Genomic DNA, 16,088 nt, shown 5'->3' with positions numbered 1-16,088 from the left:
TACGCATTGTATCGACAGAGAAAAAATGTAACCGATTTCACAAAAATCAGCGTGACGTGCGGAGGGGAACAAAGAGAAAAGCCACGGTAACGCGCGGCGGAAAATCGGCAGGCCCGGCCGCGCTTGGCGGCAACGGACCTGCGATAGCGAGATCAGCCATCATAACTGCGGAACAGCGCCCGGCCGCGCAGCAGGCGCACGCCCAGCCAGCCGCCGCACAGCGACAGCAGCAGCGCGCTGGCCAGCGGCAACGCCCACCACAGCACCGGCGTCGGCGTCCACGGGAAGTCGAACACCCGGCTCTGCAGCAGCCACAGCGCCGCCTCGGCGCCCACCGCCGCCGCGATGCCCGCCACCAGCCCCAGCAGGGCGAACTCGCACCACAGCGTGCGGCGCAGCAGCCGTTTGCCGGCGCCCAGCGTACGATACACCACCAGCTCCTGGCGGCGCTGACGCATGCCGACCTGCACCTGTGCCAGCAGCAGCAGGCCGCCGCACAGCACCACCAGCACCACCATCACCTCCAGCGCGCGGCTGACCTGCTGCAGCACGCCGCCGACCTGTTTCAGGATCGCGCCGATGTCCATCAGGCTGAGCGTCGGGAACTGGCGGTTGAGCTGGGTCAGCATCTGACCGTCGCCGTCGTAGCGGAAGCTGGTAAGCCAGGTCTGCGGCTGGCCGTCCAGCGCGCCCGGCGGGAAGATAAAGTAAAAGTTCGGCTTCAGGCTTTCCCAATCCACCTGGCGCAGGCTGGTGACTTTGGCGCTGAACGCCTGGGTATCGCCGCTGAAGGTCAGCGTGTCGCCCAACTTGATCTTCAGCCGCCCGGCAATGCCTTCATCCATCGAAACCTCGCCGCTTTTCGGCGGCCAATTGCCCGCCACCAGCGGATTGTGATCCGGCAGATCGGCCAACCAGGTCAGGTTCAGCTCGCGGTTCACCGCCTCGCCGCCCGGATCGTCTTCATGCACCCGCTCGGTCGCCACCTGCTGGTTTATCTCGGTCAGGCGCACCCGGACGATCGGATAATAGGTTTCCGGCTTGATCTGGTGCTGCTGCAGGAAGGTTTTCACCTGCGGCACCTGCGCCTCGGTCATGTTGAGCAGGAAATAGTTCGGGCTGTCCGGCGGCAGCTGTTGCTGCCAGCGGTCGAGCAAATCGCCGCGCAGCACCAGCAACAGCGCCAACAGCATAAACGACAGCGAGAACGCCGCCAGCTGGCTGATGGTCACCCACGGCTGATGCAGCAGGCGGTTGACCGCCAGCCGCAGCGCCAGGCTCTTGAGCGTGATGCGGCGCAGCAGCTGCAGACTGCCCCAGCCGATGCCGCCCAGCAGCAGCGCCAGCACCGCCATGCCCGCCAGGATCGCCCACAGCAGCGTGCTGGCCCCCATCAGCGTCACCAGCAGCGCCACCACAACCGCCGCCGTCACCGGCAGGAAGTAGCGCAGCGGCCAGACGTTGGCCACCACATCGCGGCGCAGCACCCGCAGCGGTTGGGTGGCCAGCAGCTGACGGTACGGCCGCAGCCCGACCAGCAGCGAAATCAGCACCAGCGCGCCGAGCGCCCACAGCCACGGCCAGGCGCCGGCGGCGGGCAACGCGGCCGGCAACACCGGCTTCAGCAGGCGAATCAACAGCGCTTCGAACGCCAGCCCGATCGCCCCGCCGCACACCGCCGCCAGCGCCATCACCGCCAGCCACTGGCCGACGATCAGTTTACGCAGCGCGCCGCGCCCGGCGCCGAGGGTTTTCAGCACCGCGATCAGATCGTAGCGGCTGCGGCAATAGTGGCTCATCGCCACCGCCACGGCGGCGATCGACAACAGCAGCGTCAGCAGGGCCGACAGCAGCAGGAACTGTTGGGATCGCTGCAGCGACTTGCCGAGCGCGCTACCGGACTCCTGCAGCCCGAACCAGCGCTGATCCGGCGTCAACTGCGGCGTTAGCCGCGCTTCGTAACGCTGAATATCAGGCTCGGCGCCGGCGAACATGTAGCGGTAGGTCAGGCGACTGCCCGGCTGCACCGCGCCGGTCTTATCGACGTCCGCCAGGTTGATCATGATGCGCGGCGCGGTCTGGAACGGGTTGAAGCCGGCGTCCGGCTCCTGAATGATTTCGCCGGCGATGCGCAGCGTGGTGTCGCCCACCTCGAGCGAATCCCCCACTTTCACGTTCAGCAGCGCCAGCAGACGCGGCGCCACCAGCACGCTGCCCGGTTCGGGCTTGATGTTGGCCGGGCGCGTTTCCAGCTTGCCGTACAGCGGATAGGCCAGATCGGTGGCTTTCACGTCCGCCAGCTGCGGCCGATCGCCGGCATAGGTCATGGTGGTGAACGACAACTGACGGCTCAGCTTCAGCCCCTGCTGCTGCGCGTCCAGCAGCCAGCCTTCCGGCACCGGATGCGCACTGCGCAACACCCGATCGCCGGCGATAAAGTCGCGGCTCTGCTGGCTGAGCCCTTTGTCCATGCGATCGCTGATGCTGCCCAGCGCCAGCACGCAGGCCACGGAGAGCGTCAGCGCCAGCCAAACGATTAGCAGCGACGGCGAGCGCCATTCGCGCCAGAACCAGCGCCAGATCATGCTTCCTCCCACAGCTTGCCTTCGCGCAGCCGCAGCCGCCGCTGGCAGCGCGCCGCCAGGGTTTCGTCATGGGTTACCAGGATCAGGGTGGTGTCAAAATCGCGGTTGAGAGAGAACAACAGGTCGGCGATGCGATCGCCGGTCTGGCGATCGAGGTTGCCGGTCGGTTCATCGGCGAACAGCACCCGCGGCCGGCCGCTGAAGGCGCGCGCCAGCGCCACGCGCTGCTGCTCGCCGCCGGACAGCTGCGCCGGCAGGTGATCGAGCCGTTTGCCCAATCCCAGCTGTTCCAGCAGCTGCACCGCCTGCTCGCGGCTCTGCCTGTCGCTCTCGCCGCGCAGCAGCGCCGGCAGCTGCACGTTTTCCAGCGCGTTCAGCGTCGGCACCAGCATGAACGACTGAAACACGAAGCCGACGTTCCTGGCGCGCAGCGCGGCGCGGCCTTCTTCGTCCAACGCGGTCAGCGACTCGCCGAGCAGGCGCACCTCGCCCTCGCTGCCGTCATCCAGCCCGGCCAAAATGCCCAGCAGGGTCGATTTCCCCGATCCGGATTCGCCGATCAGGGCGATCGTCTGCGCGGGTTTGACAAGCAGCTCGACTCCGGTAAGGATGGTGAGCTGATGCTCACCCTGACCAACGTGTTTACTAAGATGATGAACTTCAAGAACGTTTTCCGCTGGCATCTTCCCTTCCTTTTGCTGTTGGGATTATTCAGTTTACGCGCTGCCGCCGCCGATACCTTGTTGATTTTGGGCGACAGTTTAAGCGCCGGCTACCGCCTGCCGATCGAGCGGGCCTGGCCGACGTTGTTGGCCGAACAGTGGCAGAAAAAACCGGGCGCGCCGCAGCTGGTCAACGCCAGCATCAGCGGTGACACCGCCGCACAGGGGCTGGCGCGTCTGCCCGCGCTGCTGAAACAGCATCAGCCGCGCTGGGTGCTGATCGAGCTGGGCGCCAACGACGGCCTGCGCGGTTTCCCGGCGCAGGACATGCAGCGCGATCTCGGCCAGATCATCACGCGGGTGCAGCAGGCCGGCGCACAGCCGCTGCTGATGCAAATTCGCATCCCGCCGAACTACGGCCGCCGCTATACCGAGGCGTTCAGCGCCGTCTACCCGGCGCTGGCCAGGCAGTTCAACATTCCGCTGCTGCCGTTCTATATGGAACAGGTGGTGGTGAAGCCGGAATGGATGCAGGATGACGGATTGCACCCCAATGGGGACGCCCAGCCGTTTATCGCCACCTGGATGGCGGAGCGCCTGGAACCGCTAGTAAAACATGAGTCTAACTAAATTAGGGTCGTACACTAGGTAAAGTTATGCAAAAAGCAGTATTGATAACCGGCTGCTCCAGCGGGATTGGGCTGATTGCGGCGCAGGATCTGCGCAACCGCGGCTACCGGGTGCTGGCCGCCTGCCGCAAGCCGCAGGACGTGGAAAACATGCGCCAGCTCGGGCTGGAAGGCATCGAGCTGGATCTGGACGACAGCGCCAGCGTCGAGCGCGCCGCCGCCGAGGTGATCGCGCTGACCGGCGGCCGCCTGTACGGCCTGTTCAACAACGGCGGCTTCGGCGTTTACGGCCCGCTCAGCGGCATCTCGCGCAGCCAGCTGGAGCGGCAGTTCGCCACCAACCTGTTCGGCACCCACCAGTTGACCCAGTTGCTGCTGCCGGCGATGTTGCCGCACGGCGAAGGGCGCATTATCCAGACCAGCTCGGTGATGGGCCTGGTCTCCAGCGCCGGGCGCGGCGCCTACGCCGCCAGCAAGTTCGCGCTGGAAGCCTGGTCGGACGCGCTGCGCATGGAGCTGCACGGTAGCGGCATTCAGGTCAGCCTGATCGAACCGGGGCCGATTTCCACCCACTTTAGCCAGAACGTCAATCAGACGCAGAGCGACAAACCGGTGCATAACCCCGGCATCGCCAAGCGCCTGACGCTGCCGCCGGAGGCCATTCTGCCCAAGCTGCGCCACGCGCTGGAAAGCCCGCGCGCCAAACTGCGCTACCCAGTGACCCTGCTGGCGCACGCCATGAGCGTGCTGCGCCGCATTCTACCGGGCCGCTGTCTGGATTGGCTGCTGCGCAGCAACGCTTAATTCGCCCGCCGGGGTTGAAGAATGGCGGCGCGCCCCCATCTACACCCCATGGCTCCGCACGATCAGAGAGAAAAAAGATGCTAGCTCAAGCTGTTGTTGATATTAACGAAACTAACCTGCACCAGACGCTGGAACAATCGATGTCCATTCCGGTGCTGTTCTACTTCTGGTCCGAGCGCAGCCAACACTGCCTGCAGCTCACGCCGGTGCTCGACAAACTGGCGGCGGAATACGCCGGCCAGTTCATTCTGGCCAAGGTGGACTGCGACGCCGAACAGATGATCGCCTCCCAATTCGGGCTGCGCTCCATTCCGACCGTCTACCTGTTCAAAGACGGTCAGCCGGTCGACGGCTTCCAGGGCCCGCAGCCGGAAGAAGCGATCCGCGACTTGCTGCAGCGTTTCCTGCCGAAGGAAGAAGATCTGAAACTGGCGCAGGCGCAGGAACTGCTGGCCGCCGGCAACGCCGCCGAAGCGCTGCCGCTGCTGAAAGACGCCTGGCAGAGCAGCCAACAGCGCAGCGACATCGGCCTGACCCTGGCCGAAACTCAGATCGCGCTCAGCCGCAGCGAAGACGCCGAAGCAGTGCTGGCGACCATCCCGCTGCAGGATCGCGATACCCGCTATCAGGGCCTGGTGGCGCAAATTGAACTGTTGAAACAGGCGGCCGACACGCCGGAAATCCAACAGCTGCAACAGCAGGTGCAGCAGCAGCCGGACAACGTTGAGCTGGCGGTGCAGCTGGCGCTGCAGCTGCATCAGGTCGGGCGTAACGAAGAAGCGCTGGAGCTGCTGATGGGGCATCTGAAGAAAGATCTGGCCGCCGCCAACGGCAACGCGCGCAAGACCCTGATGGACATTCTGGCCGCGCTCGGCACCGGCGACGCGCTGGCCGCTAAATATCGCCGCCAGCTGTACTCGCTGCTGTACTGATATACCCTTCGTCTTTCCAGCCGCATCGTTGTTGGCTGCACGTTCGAACCCCAGTCACTTAGTTATCTAAGCTCCTGGGGTTTCTCACGTTTGCCGCCTAGACGCAACTGGAAATCCATTGGGTATATGTGTTGTCCCAAAGTAAATATTGAAGGGTATCCCCTAAATAGTTCGAGTTGCATCAAGGCGGCAAGTTTGTAAGTCCCCGGGAACTTACTCAAGTAAGCGACCGGGGCGCGCAAACGCAGCCAACACAGATGCAGCTTGAAATATGACGGGGATATCAGCGATAGACCCGCACCCCGCCCTCCACGCCCGCCGGGCTGAACAACACCTGCCACAGCTGAATGTTGCGCGAACGGAACGCGCCGGCGCAGGCGTTCAGGTAATAAGTGAACATGCGTTCGAAGCGCTCGGAATAGCCGCCCGCCAACTCTGGCCACGCCCGTTTGAAGTTCTCCAGCCAGGCCATCAGCGTGCGATCGTAATCGGCGCCAAAGTTGTGCCAATCCTCCATCACGAAACGCCCTTCGCTGGCCTCGGCGATATGCCGCACCGAAGGCAGGCAGCCGTTGGGGAAGATGTATTTGTCTATCCAGGCGTCGACGTTGAGATCGGTCTGATTGGAACCGATGGTGTGCAGCAGGAACAGGCCGTCGGGCTTCAGGTTGCGCGCCGCGACGCTGAAATAGGTCTCGTAGTTTTTCGGCCCGACGTGCTCGAACATGCCGACCGACACGATGCGATCGAACTGGCGATCCAGATCGCGGTAATCCTGCAGCAAGATCTCGACGCCCAGCCCCGCGCAGCGTGCCTGCGCCAGCTTCTGCTGCTCGGCGGAAATGGTCACGCCGTGCACCGAGACGCCATAGTTTTGCGCCGCAAACTGCGCCAACCCGCCCCAGCCGCAGCCGATATCCAGCAGCGTCATGCCCGGTTTCAGCTGCAGTTTTTCGCAGATCATCCGCAGCTTGGCCTGTTGCGCCTGCTCGAGCGTCTGCGCCTCTTTCCAGTAGCCGCAGGAGTATTGCATGTAAGGATCGAGCATCGCCCGGAACAGGTCGTTGCCGATGTCGTAGTGCTCTTTGCCCACCTGCCAGGCGCGCTTGCGCGATTGGCGGTTGAACAGCCGGGCATAGGCGATGCGCGCGATGTCGCTCAGGCTTTTCGGCAGCCGCTCATCGACGCCGGCCTGCAGAATACGGGTGAACAACATGTCCAGCCGTTCGCACTCCCACCAGCCGTCCATATAGCCTTCGCCGAAACCGAGCGAGCCTTCCTGCAAAATGCGTTTGAACAGCGCCGGATTGTGCACCCGGATATCCCAGGCGCGCGGGCCGTTGATGGCGACGCCGGCTTCCGCCAACATCTCCTCCACAATGCGATACCAGCGATCCTTCTTCTGGGCGAGTTCATCAACACTGAGCGAATCCATAACAATCCTTGGCCGAAATGTCATTTCAAAAAGCATAGTCGCAAATAAAAATGACAAATTTTTGACGGTAAATACCGGGGTGTATTTACTCTAGCCAAGGCGAGCAACATCATGAAATGAATAAAAATTATTGAAATCATGCCATTTAGGCATACTTATCCGCGCCAACGCGGGCGCGGATAAACCGACGGCGGCTAAGGCAAAATAGAGGTGCCGGCCTGGCCCGCCAGCACCGCGTCGATATCCTGCAGGCCACCGATATGGGCCGTCCGCCCGGTGCGATCGACGAAGCGGCTGACCGCCATGATCTTCGGCCCCATGGCGCCGTCCGCCACCGCCATCGGCGCCAGCTCCTGCGTGGTGGCGCGCCGAATGGCGCGCTGGCGCGGCGTGCCCCACTCTTGGTACACCGCGTCGGCGTCGGTGAGGATCACCAGATGATCGGCTCCTACCTGCTCCGCCAACAGCGCCGCCGCCAGATCTTTGTCGATCACCGCTTCGCTGCCCGTCAGCCCACGCTCGCCGGCGATCATCGGGATGCCGCCGCCGCCGTAGCCGGGCTGTTAACTCACCTGCACGACAAATACCCGTTCACCCAATTCCACATTTCCCACCAGGTGTACATGGGCGTGTGGGACGCGTTGCTGAATGAGGATTGCCACCTGGCGATCGGCGCGGCGGGCAACGAATCGCTGGAAAACAGCATCAAGGTGCTGCCGCTGGGCAAAATAGAGTGGGTGTTCGCCATCGCGCCGACGCACCCGCTGGCCGCCGCCGCCGATCCGCTGAACGAAACGCAGCTGCGCCCTTACGCCGCGATCAACGTCGAAGATACCGCACGCCATTTGGCCAAGCGCACCGCCTGGCTGCTGTCGGGCCAGCAGGAAATCAAGGTGCCGGATCTGCGCACCAAGCTGGAGTGTCATCTGCGCGGTCTCGGGATCGGTTTCCTTCCGCGCCGGCTGTGCCAAACTTATCTGGAGAGCGGCGAGTTGGTGGCCAAACAGCTCAAATACCCGCGCCAGTCTTCTCCCCTGTCGCTGGCCTGGTCCGATGCTCGCGGCGGCGAAGCGGTGCGCACCCTTATCAACCTGTTCCAGACGCGGGATCCGCTGATCGCGGGTTTGATCGGCGCTCTGGATTAAGTCTCGGTATCGGTAGGCATTTTTCCGGCGCTGACGTAATATCTGTTTACATATGTCTGACAGGAGGTTTGCATGCTTACTTTTATCCCCATCGTGATCGTCGTCGCGCTGATTGTGGTGTTCGCCGGCGTCAAAATTGTGCCGCAGGGGTTCCAATGGACGGTAGAACGCTTCGGCCGCTACACCAAAACGCTGATGCCGGGCCTGAACCTGGTGGTGCCGTTCATGGACCGCATCGGCCGTAAAATCAACATGATGGAACAGGTGCTGGACATTCCCTCGCAGGAGGTGATTTCCCGCGATAACGCCAACGTCGCCATCGACGCGGTGTGCTTTATCCAGGTGGTCGATCCGGCCCGCGCCGCCTACGAGGTCAGCAACCTCGAACAGGCGATCGTCAACCTGACCATGACCAACTTCCGCACCGTGCTCGGCTCAATGGAGCTGGACGAAATGCTGTCGCAGCGCGACAGCATCAACAGCCGCCTGCTGCACATCGTCGATGAAGCGACCAATCCGTGGGGGGTGAAAATCACCCGTATCGAGATCCGCGACGTGCGGCCGCCGGCGGAACTGATCGCCTCGATGAACGCCCAGATGAAGGCCGAACGGACCAAGCGCGCCGACATCCTGGAGGCGGAAGGGGTGCGTCAGGCGGCCATTCTGCGCGCCGAAGGGGAGAAACAGTCGCAGATCCTGAAGGCCGAGGGCGAACGCCAGTCGGCATTCCTGCAGGCGGAAGCGCGTGAACGCGCTGCCGAGGCCGAGGCGCGCGCCACCCAGCTGGTGTCGGACGCCATCGCCAGCGGCAACATTCAGGCGGTGAACTACTTCGTGGCGCAGAAATACACCGACGCGCTGCAGAAGATCGGTTCCTCCAACAACAGCAAGGTGGTGATGATGCCGCTGGACGCCAGCAGCCTGCTCGGCTCTATCGGCGGCATTACCGAACTGCTGAAAGAAAGCAAAGGCAAATAATCATGCTCGAACTGATCGCGGCGAATCCGCTGTGGTTTTGGCTCTCCCTCGGGGGCGTGTTGCTGGCGGCGGAAATGCTCGGCGCCGGCGGCTACCTGCTGTGGAGCGGCGTGGCGGCGCTGTTGGTCGGCGTGCTGATCTGGCTGCTGCCGCCACTTTCCTGGGCGTGGCAGGGCATGATCTTCGCCGTCCTGACCGTCGTCGTCGCCTATCTGTGGTGGTACTGGCTGCGCCGGCGCCCGGCGGCCGCATCCGGCGGTTCGCCGGTGCTCAACCAGCGCAACCGCCAGCTGATCGGCACCCGCGCCACGCTGACGGAGCCGATGCACAACGGTATGGGGCGCATCAATATCGGCGACAGCAGCTGGCGCGCGCAGGCGGCGGAAGATCTGCCCGCCGGCACCGAAGTGGAAGTGGTGGCGGTGGAAGGGGTCACGCTGGTGATCCGCGCCATCGGCCGCTAATTTGAACGACAGCATCCTGCCAGGTTGTTGATGATGGGGCACTCCGCCCCCTCGTCGCCCGGACATTGATCGGCCAGCGTCACCAGGCGCTGGCGCATTTCGCCCAGTTCGCTGATGTGCCTGTCGATCTCCGCCACCTTCTGCAGCGTGCGCGCCTTCACGTCGGCGCTGTGGCGGGCCGGATCGTTGAACAACGCCACCAGCTCGCGGCACTCGTCCAGGTTGAAGCCCACCTGCCGCGCCTGGCGCAGCAGCGTCAGCTCTTCAACGTGTCTGGCGGAATAATGGCGGTAACCGTTATCGCTGCGGATCGGGGCGGTAATCAGCGCTTTCTCTTCGTAAAAACGAATCGTTTTGCTGGTTAACCCGGTTTTTTTCGCGACGTCGCTAATATTCATTTTCCCTCCTTGACCTTACCCTTGCTGGAAGGTTTAAGCTCCATTCTTAGTGAAAACAGGTCCGGCGGTCAACCTTTAAACACCGCCTTTTAAGCAAGGAGTTCAATCATGTCACACACCACTATGCTGGCATTGCAGGGGCTGTCCTGCATGAACTGCGCGCAGCGGGTGAAAAAAGCCCTGGAAAGCCGCAGCGATGTCGAACAGGCGGACGTTAACGTGCATTACGCCAAAGTGACCGGCGACGCACCGGACAGCGCGCTGATCGACAGCGTGATCGCCGCCGGTTATCAGGCCGAAGTCGCGCCGCGCGCCGATACCGAACTGCAGCTGAGCGGCCTGAGCTGCATGCACTGCGTCGGCACCACCCGCAAAGCGCTGGAAGCGGTGCCGGGCGTGTTCGCCGCCGACGTCGCTATCGACAGCGCGAAAGTGTACGGCGATGCCGATCCGCAGGCGCTGATCGCCGCGGTGGAAGATGCCGGTTATCACGCCGGCGTAGCGGGCGCCGCCGCCCCAAAAACTGAGCCGTTGACTGACGCAACACCTTCGTTGCCGGACGTTCAGCCAGCGGCGCAATCTCCCCTTCCGGCAACCGACGGCGCGGACGACAGCGTACAGCTGCTGCTCAGCGGCATGACCTGCGCCAGCTGCGTCAATAAAGTGCAGCAGGCGCTGCAAAGCGTTCCCGGCGTTGAGCACGCGCGCGTCAACCTGGCGGAACGCAGCGCGCTGGTGACCGGCGCCGCCGATGCGCAGGCGCTGGTGGCGGCGGTGGAAAAAGCCGGCTACGGCGCCGAGATGATTCAGGACGAGACCGAACGCCGCGAGCGCCAACAGCAGACCGCACGCGCCAACATGAAGCGCTTTAGCTGGCAGGCGGCGCTGGGTCTGGCGTTGGGTATCCCACTGATGGCCTGGGGGCTGTTCGGCGGCAGCATGACGCTGACGCCGGAAACCCAGCGCCCCTGGCTGCTGGTCGGCGTCATCACCCTGGCGGTGATGGTGTTCGCCGGCGGGCACTTCTACCGCAACGCCTGGCGCGCGCTGATGAACGGCAGCGCCACCATGGATACCCTGGTGGCGCTCGGCACCGGTGCCGCCTGGCTCTATTCGATCGCCGTCAACATCTGGCCCGATTTCTTCCCGATCGAGGCGCGCCACCTCTATTACGAGGCCAGCGCGATGATCATCGGTTTGATCAACCTCGGCCATGCGCTGGAGCAGCGTGCTCGCCAGCGTTCTTCGCAGGCGCTGGAGCGGCTGCTGGATCTGACGCCGCCTACCGCACGGCTGGTAACCGACGACGGCGAGCGCGATATCCCGCTGGCGGAGGTGCAGCTCGGCATGACGCTGCGGCTGACCACCGGCGATCGCGTGCCGGTCGACGGTGAAATCGTGCAGGGCGAAGTCTGGCTCGATGAAGCGATGCTGACCGGCGAAGCGGTGCCGCAGCAGAAAGGCCCCGGCGATACGGTGCATGCCGGGACGGTGGTCGACGACGGCAGCGTGCTGTTCCGCGCCGCCGCCATCGGCAGCCAAACCACGCTGGCGCGCATCATCAAACTGGTGCGCCAGGCGCAGAGCAGTAAACCGGCGATCGGCCAACTGGCCGACCGCGTCTCGGCGGTGTTCGTGCCGGCGGTGGTGGCGATCGCCCTGTTCAGCGCGGCGATATGGTACTTCTTCGGCCCGCAGCCGCAGCTGGTCTATACGTTGGTGATCGCCACCACGGTGCTGATCATCGCCTGCCCGTGCGCATTGGGATTGGCGACGCCGATGTCGATCATCTCCGGCGTGGGCCGCGCGGCGGAGTTTGGCGTGCTGGTACGCGACGCCGACGCCCTGCAGCAGGCCAGCCAGTTGGACACCCTGGTGTTCGACAAAACCGGCACCCTGACCGAAGGAAAGCCGCAGGTGGTGGAGATCCTGACCTTCAATCAGGTCAGCGAACGGCAGGCGATCGGCTGGGCCGCCGCGCTGGAGCAAGGCTCCAATCACCCGCTGGCGCGCGCCATCATGGAACGCGCCGCCGGGCAAACGCTGCCGCAGGTGGCGCAGTTCCGCACCCTGCGCGGCGCCGGCGTCAGCGGGGAGATCGACGGCGTGCAGTTGCTGCTGGGCAACGCCGCGCTGCTGGAGCAGCATCAGGTCGCGATCGCCGAACTGGAAGCGCCGATGCGCGACCAGGCCGAACGCGGCGTGACACCGGTGCTGCTGGCCGTTAACGGTAAACCGGCCGCGCTGTTCGCCATTCGCGATCCGCTGCGCGAAGACAGCGTCGCGGCGCTGCAGCGCCTGCACCAGCAGGGGTATCAGCTGGTGATGCTGACCGGCGACAACCCGGTGACCGCCAACGCCATCGCCAAAGAGGCCGGTATCGATCGGGTGATTGCCGGGGTGCTGCCGGACGGCAAAGCGGCGGCGATCAAACAGCTGCAGGCGCAGGGCCAACGCGTGGCGATGGTCGGCGACGGCATCAACGACGCCCCGGCGCTGGCGCAGGCCGACGTGGGCATCGCGATGGGCGGCGGCAGCGACATCGCCATCGAGACCGCCGCCATCACCCTGATGCGCCACAGCCTGCACGGCGTGGCGGATGCGGTGGAACTGTCGAAGGCCACGCTGCGCAACATGAAGCAGAACCTGTTCGGCGCCTTTATCTACAATACGCTGGGCATCCCGATCGCCGCCGGCGTGCTCTACCCGCTGACCGGCACGCTGCTCAGCCCGGTGGTGGCGGGCGCGGCGATGGCGCTGTCGTCGATTACCGTGGTCAGCAACGCCAACCGGCTGCTGCGTTTTAAACCCAGGAAGTGATCTCAGGGGCGCCGTCATGGCGCCCCGCCGTTTTCCGGGCTTTCCTGCGCGGCGGATAGCGTTTAGCATGAATGACGATTTTCCCTCGCCTTTCATGCTGAAACGCGCACCCGTTATTCAGGAGCCACGCCGTATGGGTCAACTGTTACGCCGCCTCGCCGCCTTTCTCGGCCTGATCTCGCCCAAACGATACGCTTATCCGGCGCTGGACATCACTCTGCCGGGCGATCGTCGGCTGCATCTGGTGGGCAGCATCCATATGGGCACCGTCGATATGTCGCCGCTGCCGGCGCGGCTGGCCGCCCGGCTGCAGCAGGCCGACGCGCTGATCGTCGAGGCCGATATCACCGGCGCCGCCTCCCCTTTTGACCACGCAGAACAGCAGCCGGCGCTGGAACAGCGCCTGTCCGCCGAAGAATATCAACGGCTGCTGACGCTTTGCCACGAGCTGGGCGCCGATCCGCACGCCTTCGCCACCCTGCCCGGCTGGCAGGTGGCGCTGATGATGCAGGCGCGCCAGGCTCAGCGTCTGGGGCTACGGGCAGAGTACGGCGTGGACTATCAGCTGCTGCAGGCCGCCCGCGCGCATGACAAACCGGTGATCGAGCTGGAAGGGGCACAGCAGCAGTTGGCGATGCTGGAACAGCTGCCGGAAGGCGGCATCGCGCTGCTGCGCGATACGCTGGAGCACTGGCACACCAACGCGCGGCTGCTGCAAACCATGGTGAGCTGGTGGCTGGACGCCAAACCGCGCGGCACGCTGGACACCCTGCCCGCCACCTTCAGCGCCGGGCTGTACGATGTGCTGATGCATCAGCGCAATCGCGACTGGCGGCATCAGTTGGAGGCGCTGCCGGCGGGTGACTATGTGGTGGCGGTTGGCGCATTGCACCTGTACGGCGAGGATAACCTGCCGGCGATGCTGCAGCCACAGGGCTAAAAAAGAGGCCAATATCGCTATTGGCCAGTCAAAGAGGAATTTCTTGTATTGTAGTTATACGCATAGCAACCGTGTTAACGGTTACAACAAACAGGGTAGCAACCCGGTGAATATCTTGGCAACCCGCTTTATGTAACAGCCGCTCAGGTTGCCGGGCGGGTTGGATTTTTGTATTTTTAAGGCTGGTTATCACCCCTTCCCCGTTAGGGACATTTTGGACAATACATTATGACGCCCGCAGTCGTTCTGCTCGAGAAACAAAAGGTCGCCTTCACCCTTCATCCGTATCACCACGACAGCGACGAAACCAACTTCGGCGACGAAGCGGTGAGAAAGCTGGGGCTGGATGCCGATCGGGTTTACAAAACGCTGCTGGTGGCGCTGAACGGCGACGCCAAACATCTGGCGGTGGCGGTCACGCCGGTCGCCACCCAGTTGGATCTGAAAAAGGTCGCCCGCGCGCTCGGCGCCAAAAAGGCCGAGATGGCCGATCCGCAGCTGGCCCAGCGCGTCACCGGGTATCTGGTGGGCGGCATCAGCCCGCTGGGGCAGAAAAAACGGCTGCCGACAGTGATCGACAGCCCGGCGCAAGCGTTCGCCACCATCTACGTTTCCGGCGGCAAACGCGGGCTGGACATCGAACTGGCCGCCGCCGATCTGTGCCGCCTGCTGGCCGGCAGCTTCGCCGACATCGCCAAGCGCGACTGACGCCGCCTTCTCAGCGGCACACCACCGAGGCGTCACAGGCCGCCAGCGTCTCGACCAGGCGATCCTCCAGCGCTTTCACCTCTGCGCCGGGCACCAGGTAGTTGTTGCTGATGATGGCGAACGCCAGCGGCCGCCCGGTCGCCGAGTCGACATAGCCGCTGAGCGACGATACCCCGGTCATGGAACCGCTCTTGGCGTGGGCGCGGCCGGCAGCCGCGCTTTTCACCATGCGGCTCCGCAGCGTGCCGCCCACCAGCAGCCCCGGCTGGCCCGCGATGGGCAAGGCGTTATACCACTCGGCGAACCACGGCTGTTTTCTGGCCGCCAGCAGCAGCGTCGTCAGCTGCTGCGGCGTGATCTGGTTCATGCGCGACAGCCCGGAACCGTCCACCTGGCGATACGCGCTGGCCTCGATGCCCTGGCTTTGCACAAACCGGCCGATCGCCTGCAGGCCGGCGGCCCAGTCCCCCTTGCCCTGCGTCTTGCGGCCCATCGCTTTGGTCAATACCTCGCCGTAACCATTGTTGGACACTTTCAGGAAGGTGACGGCCAATCGGGAGAGCGGCGGCGAGGTTTTTTCCGCCAGCAGCCGGGCGCCCGCAGGGGTCACGCCTTCTTCAGCGTTGCCGCGCAGCGTGATGCCGTGCGCGCGCAGGGCATTTTGCAATAAGGCGCCAACCACGCGGGCGGGCTGATCGACGGTAATCAAGCGTGAGCTGGCCTCCGCCTGCGCGGCGACGGTGCCGCTGACCACGATTCGGTTGCTGCCCGGCTGGCGATCGAACGTCAGTGCGGTGTCGCCGCCGGTGGTGGTGCGGTTGACCAGCCTCACCGCGTCATTGGCGGGATAGAAACTCACCCGCCCTGGCGCACCGGCGCGGGCGCCCGGCTGCACGTCCACCTGCACCACGTTGATATCGCCGCCGGGGGTAAAGGCGTAGTTCAGCGCCGAGATCGGCGCGGCGAAGGCGAAGGGTTCGTCGTCCCAGCTCCAGCCGGCGCCGAATGGCGTTTGATCGAACGCGCTGGCATCCAGGATCAGCCGCCCATGGATATGGCGAATGCCACGCTGCGCCAGCGTGGCGGCGAAGCTGTCGAGATCGTCCGGGTGCAGCGTCGGATCGCCGCTGCCCTGCAGATAGAGATCCCCCCGCAAGGTGTCGCCGCGCTGCTCGCCGGTGGTCAGCAGCCGGGTTTCAAACCGGTAATCCGCCCCCAGCACGCCGAACGCCGCCAGAGACGTGAACATCTTCATGTTGGAAGCCGGCGCCAAACGCTGCTGCGCGTGCGCCTGATACAGCACGGTGCCGCTCTCGGCGTCGCGCACCATCACGCCGTTCGACGCCCCAATCAGCGCCTTGTCCTGGCCGAGGGCCGTCAGCGCCTGGCTAAGCGTTTGCTCATGACGTTGGCCGGATGACGAACACCCCGCCAGCGCCAGGATGGCGGGCAGCAGCCAGCCTGCGGTTTTCAACATGTCATCTTCCTGCTTGCGTTATCAAAACCAAATTGCCGCTCAGGCTATCATTAGAAGGCGGCGACGTCCTGTTTTCCATTCGCTGAACAAATATTTTTGCCTGTTGATATT

The 16,088-nt window shown here is 64.2% G+C and carries 14 protein-coding genes and 1 pseudogene; 9 read left to right on the top strand and 6 right to left on the bottom strand.

Translation table 11 applies throughout. The features are described from left to right. Positions 1–152: 152 nt before the first annotated feature. Complete coding sequence (ybbP, locus tag SSARUM_RS05345) at positions 153–2,585, bottom strand: putative ABC transporter permease subunit YbbP (RefSeq protein ID WP_060429647.1); 2,433 nt, start codon at positions 2,583–2,585, stop codon at positions 153–155. Continuing rightward, positions 2,582–3,268: a putative ABC transporter ATP-binding protein YbbA gene (ybbA, locus tag SSARUM_RS05340; protein WP_004940192.1), complete on the bottom strand. Its 687-nt coding sequence runs from the start codon at positions 3,266–3,268 to the stop codon at positions 2,582–2,584. Before ybbA ends, ybbP begins: the two co-directional genes overlap by 4 nt. On the opposite strand from ybbA, the gene tesA reads away from it, so the two are divergent. The 3 genes from tesA to SSARUM_RS05325 all read left to right on the top strand — a co-directional run bounded on the left by tesA (position 3,239) and on the right by SSARUM_RS05325 (position 5,612). After that, positions 3,239–3,877 (top strand): multifunctional acyl-CoA thioesterase I/protease I/lysophospholipase L1, encoded by a 639-nt coding sequence (tesA, locus tag SSARUM_RS05335; protein WP_164030613.1) that lies wholly within the window; start codon positions 3,239–3,241, stop codon positions 3,875–3,877. The two genes, ybbA and tesA, sit on opposite strands and share 30 nt — an antisense overlap. Positions 3,878–3,903: 26 nt before the next feature. Further along, positions 3,904–4,680 (top strand): SDR family oxidoreductase, encoded by a 777-nt coding sequence (locus tag SSARUM_RS05330; protein ID WP_033637386.1) that lies wholly within the window; start codon positions 3,904–3,906, stop codon positions 4,678–4,680. A gap of 77 nt (positions 4,681–4,757) precedes the next feature. Beyond that, positions 4,758–5,612 (top strand): co-chaperone YbbN, encoded by an 855-nt coding sequence (locus SSARUM_RS05325; RefSeq protein WP_025160052.1) that lies wholly within the window; start codon positions 4,758–4,760, stop codon positions 5,610–5,612. A 283-nt stretch (positions 5,613–5,895) separates the two neighbouring features. Here the strand turns inward: SSARUM_RS05325 and cfa are convergent, their stop codons facing one another. Further along, positions 5,896–7,047 (bottom strand): cyclopropane fatty acyl phospholipid synthase, encoded by a 1,152-nt coding sequence (cfa, locus tag SSARUM_RS05320; RefSeq protein WP_060429644.1) that lies wholly within the window; start codon positions 7,045–7,047, stop codon positions 5,896–5,898. A 194-nt stretch (positions 7,048–7,241) separates the two neighbouring features. Further along, positions 7,242–7,598, bottom strand: a pseudogene (locus SSARUM_RS05315) (amino acid kinase family protein); the annotation flags it as partial. Between SSARUM_RS05315 and SSARUM_RS05310 the strand changes: the two are divergent. From SSARUM_RS05310 to SSARUM_RS05300, 3 genes are all read left to right on the top strand, one after another. After that, a complete protein-coding gene (locus SSARUM_RS05310; protein WP_080430355.1) occupies positions 7,485–8,192 on the top strand; it encodes a LysR substrate-binding domain-containing protein in 708 nt (235 codons plus the stop codon). The pseudogene SSARUM_RS05315 and the gene SSARUM_RS05310 overlap by 114 nt on opposite strands. A 72-nt stretch (positions 8,193–8,264) precedes the next feature. Further along, positions 8,265–9,170 (top strand): SPFH domain-containing protein, encoded by a 906-nt coding sequence (locus tag SSARUM_RS05305; RefSeq protein WP_004940203.1) that lies wholly within the window; start codon positions 8,265–8,267, stop codon positions 9,168–9,170. A gap of 2 nt (positions 9,171–9,172) precedes the next feature. Continuing rightward, positions 9,173–9,634: an NfeD family protein gene (locus SSARUM_RS05300; protein WP_033637369.1), complete on the top strand. Its 462-nt coding sequence runs from the start codon at positions 9,173–9,175 to the stop codon at positions 9,632–9,634. Here SSARUM_RS05300 and cueR read toward each other — a convergent pair. Then, positions 9,631–10,032, bottom strand: coding sequence for a Cu(I)-responsive transcriptional regulator (gene cueR / locus SSARUM_RS05295; protein WP_033637368.1), 402 nt, complete (start codon positions 10,030–10,032; stop codon positions 9,631–9,633). The genes SSARUM_RS05300 and cueR overlap by 4 nt on opposite strands. 108 nt (positions 10,033–10,140) lie before the next feature. On the opposite strand from cueR, the gene copA reads away from it, so the two are divergent. The 3 genes from copA (at position 10,141) to ybaK (ending at position 14,500) form a co-directional block, all read left to right on the top strand. Next, positions 10,141–12,852 carry a copper-exporting P-type ATPase CopA gene (gene copA / locus SSARUM_RS05290; protein ID WP_060429642.1) on the top strand — a complete coding sequence of 904 codons (2,712 nt, stop codon included), beginning with the start codon at positions 10,141–10,143 and terminating at the stop codon, positions 12,850–12,852. Between the two features lie 133 nt (positions 12,853–12,985). Further along, the gene (locus tag SSARUM_RS05285) at positions 12,986–13,792 is read left to right on the top strand and encodes a TraB/GumN family protein (protein ID WP_043146751.1); all 807 of its coding nucleotides are present in this window, start codon (positions 12,986–12,988) and stop codon (positions 13,790–13,792) included. Positions 13,793–14,020: 228 nt separating this feature from the next. Further along, positions 14,021–14,500, top strand: coding sequence for a Cys-tRNA(Pro)/Cys-tRNA(Cys) deacylase YbaK (gene ybaK, locus SSARUM_RS05280; protein ID WP_004940240.1), 480 nt, complete (start codon positions 14,021–14,023; stop codon positions 14,498–14,500). Between the two features lie 10 nt (positions 14,501–14,510). Here the strand turns inward: ybaK and dacB are convergent, their stop codons facing one another. Further along, positions 14,511–15,977 carry a D-alanyl-D-alanine carboxypeptidase/D-alanyl-D-alanine endopeptidase gene (gene dacB, locus SSARUM_RS05275; RefSeq protein WP_033647254.1) on the bottom strand — a complete coding sequence of 489 codons (1,467 nt, stop codon included), beginning with the start codon at positions 15,975–15,977 and terminating at the stop codon, positions 14,511–14,513. Positions 15,978–16,088 lie beyond the last annotated feature (111 nt).

This window comes from Serratia sarumanii, from assembly GCF_029962605.1.
In the GTDB taxonomy this organism is placed as follows: domain Bacteria; phylum Pseudomonadota; class Gammaproteobacteria; order Enterobacterales; family Enterobacteriaceae; genus Serratia; species Serratia sarumanii.
Note: the sequence above shows the minus strand (reverse complement) of the source record. Positions and strands in the feature narration are given on the sequence as shown.

Excerpts from the sequence above, each read along its gene's own strand:
- dacB (WP_033647254.1), bottom strand. The coding sequence starts at position 15,977 with ATGTTGAAAACCGCAGGCTGGCTGCTGCCCGCCATCCTGGCGCTGGCG.
- ybbP (WP_060429647.1), bottom strand. The coding sequence starts at position 2,585 with ATGATCTGGCGCTGGTTCTGGCGCGAATGGCGCTCGCCGTCGCTGCTA.
- ybbA (WP_004940192.1), bottom strand. The coding sequence starts at position 3,268 with ATGCCAGCGGAAAACGTTCTTGAAGTTCATCATCTTAGTAAACACGTT.
- copA (WP_060429642.1), top strand. The coding sequence starts at position 10,141 with ATGTCACACACCACTATGCTGGCATTGCAGGGGCTGTCCTGCATGAAC.
- SSARUM_RS05300 (WP_033637369.1), top strand. The coding sequence starts at position 9,173 with ATGCTCGAACTGATCGCGGCGAATCCGCTGTGGTTTTGGCTCTCCCTC.
- tesA (WP_164030613.1), top strand. The coding sequence starts at position 3,239 with ATGAACTTCAAGAACGTTTTCCGCTGGCATCTTCCCTTCCTTTTGCTG.
- SSARUM_RS05305 (WP_004940203.1), top strand. The coding sequence starts at position 8,265 with ATGCTTACTTTTATCCCCATCGTGATCGTCGTCGCGCTGATTGTGGTG.
- cueR (WP_033637368.1), bottom strand. The coding sequence starts at position 10,032 with ATGAATATTAGCGACGTCGCGAAAAAAACCGGGTTAACCAGCAAAACG.
- ybaK (WP_004940240.1), top strand. The coding sequence starts at position 14,021 with ATGACGCCCGCAGTCGTTCTGCTCGAGAAACAAAAGGTCGCCTTCACC.
- cfa (WP_060429644.1), bottom strand. The coding sequence starts at position 7,047 with ATGGATTCGCTCAGTGTTGATGAACTCGCCCAGAAGAAGGATCGCTGG.
- SSARUM_RS05325 (WP_025160052.1), top strand. The coding sequence starts at position 4,758 with ATGCTAGCTCAAGCTGTTGTTGATATTAACGAAACTAACCTGCACCAG.
- SSARUM_RS05330 (WP_033637386.1), top strand. The coding sequence starts at position 3,904 with ATGCAAAAAGCAGTATTGATAACCGGCTGCTCCAGCGGGATTGGGCTG.
- SSARUM_RS05310 (WP_080430355.1), top strand. The coding sequence starts at position 7,485 with ATGATCGGCTCCTACCTGCTCCGCCAACAGCGCCGCCGCCAGATCTTT.
- SSARUM_RS05285 (WP_043146751.1), top strand. The coding sequence starts at position 12,986 with ATGGGTCAACTGTTACGCCGCCTCGCCGCCTTTCTCGGCCTGATCTCG.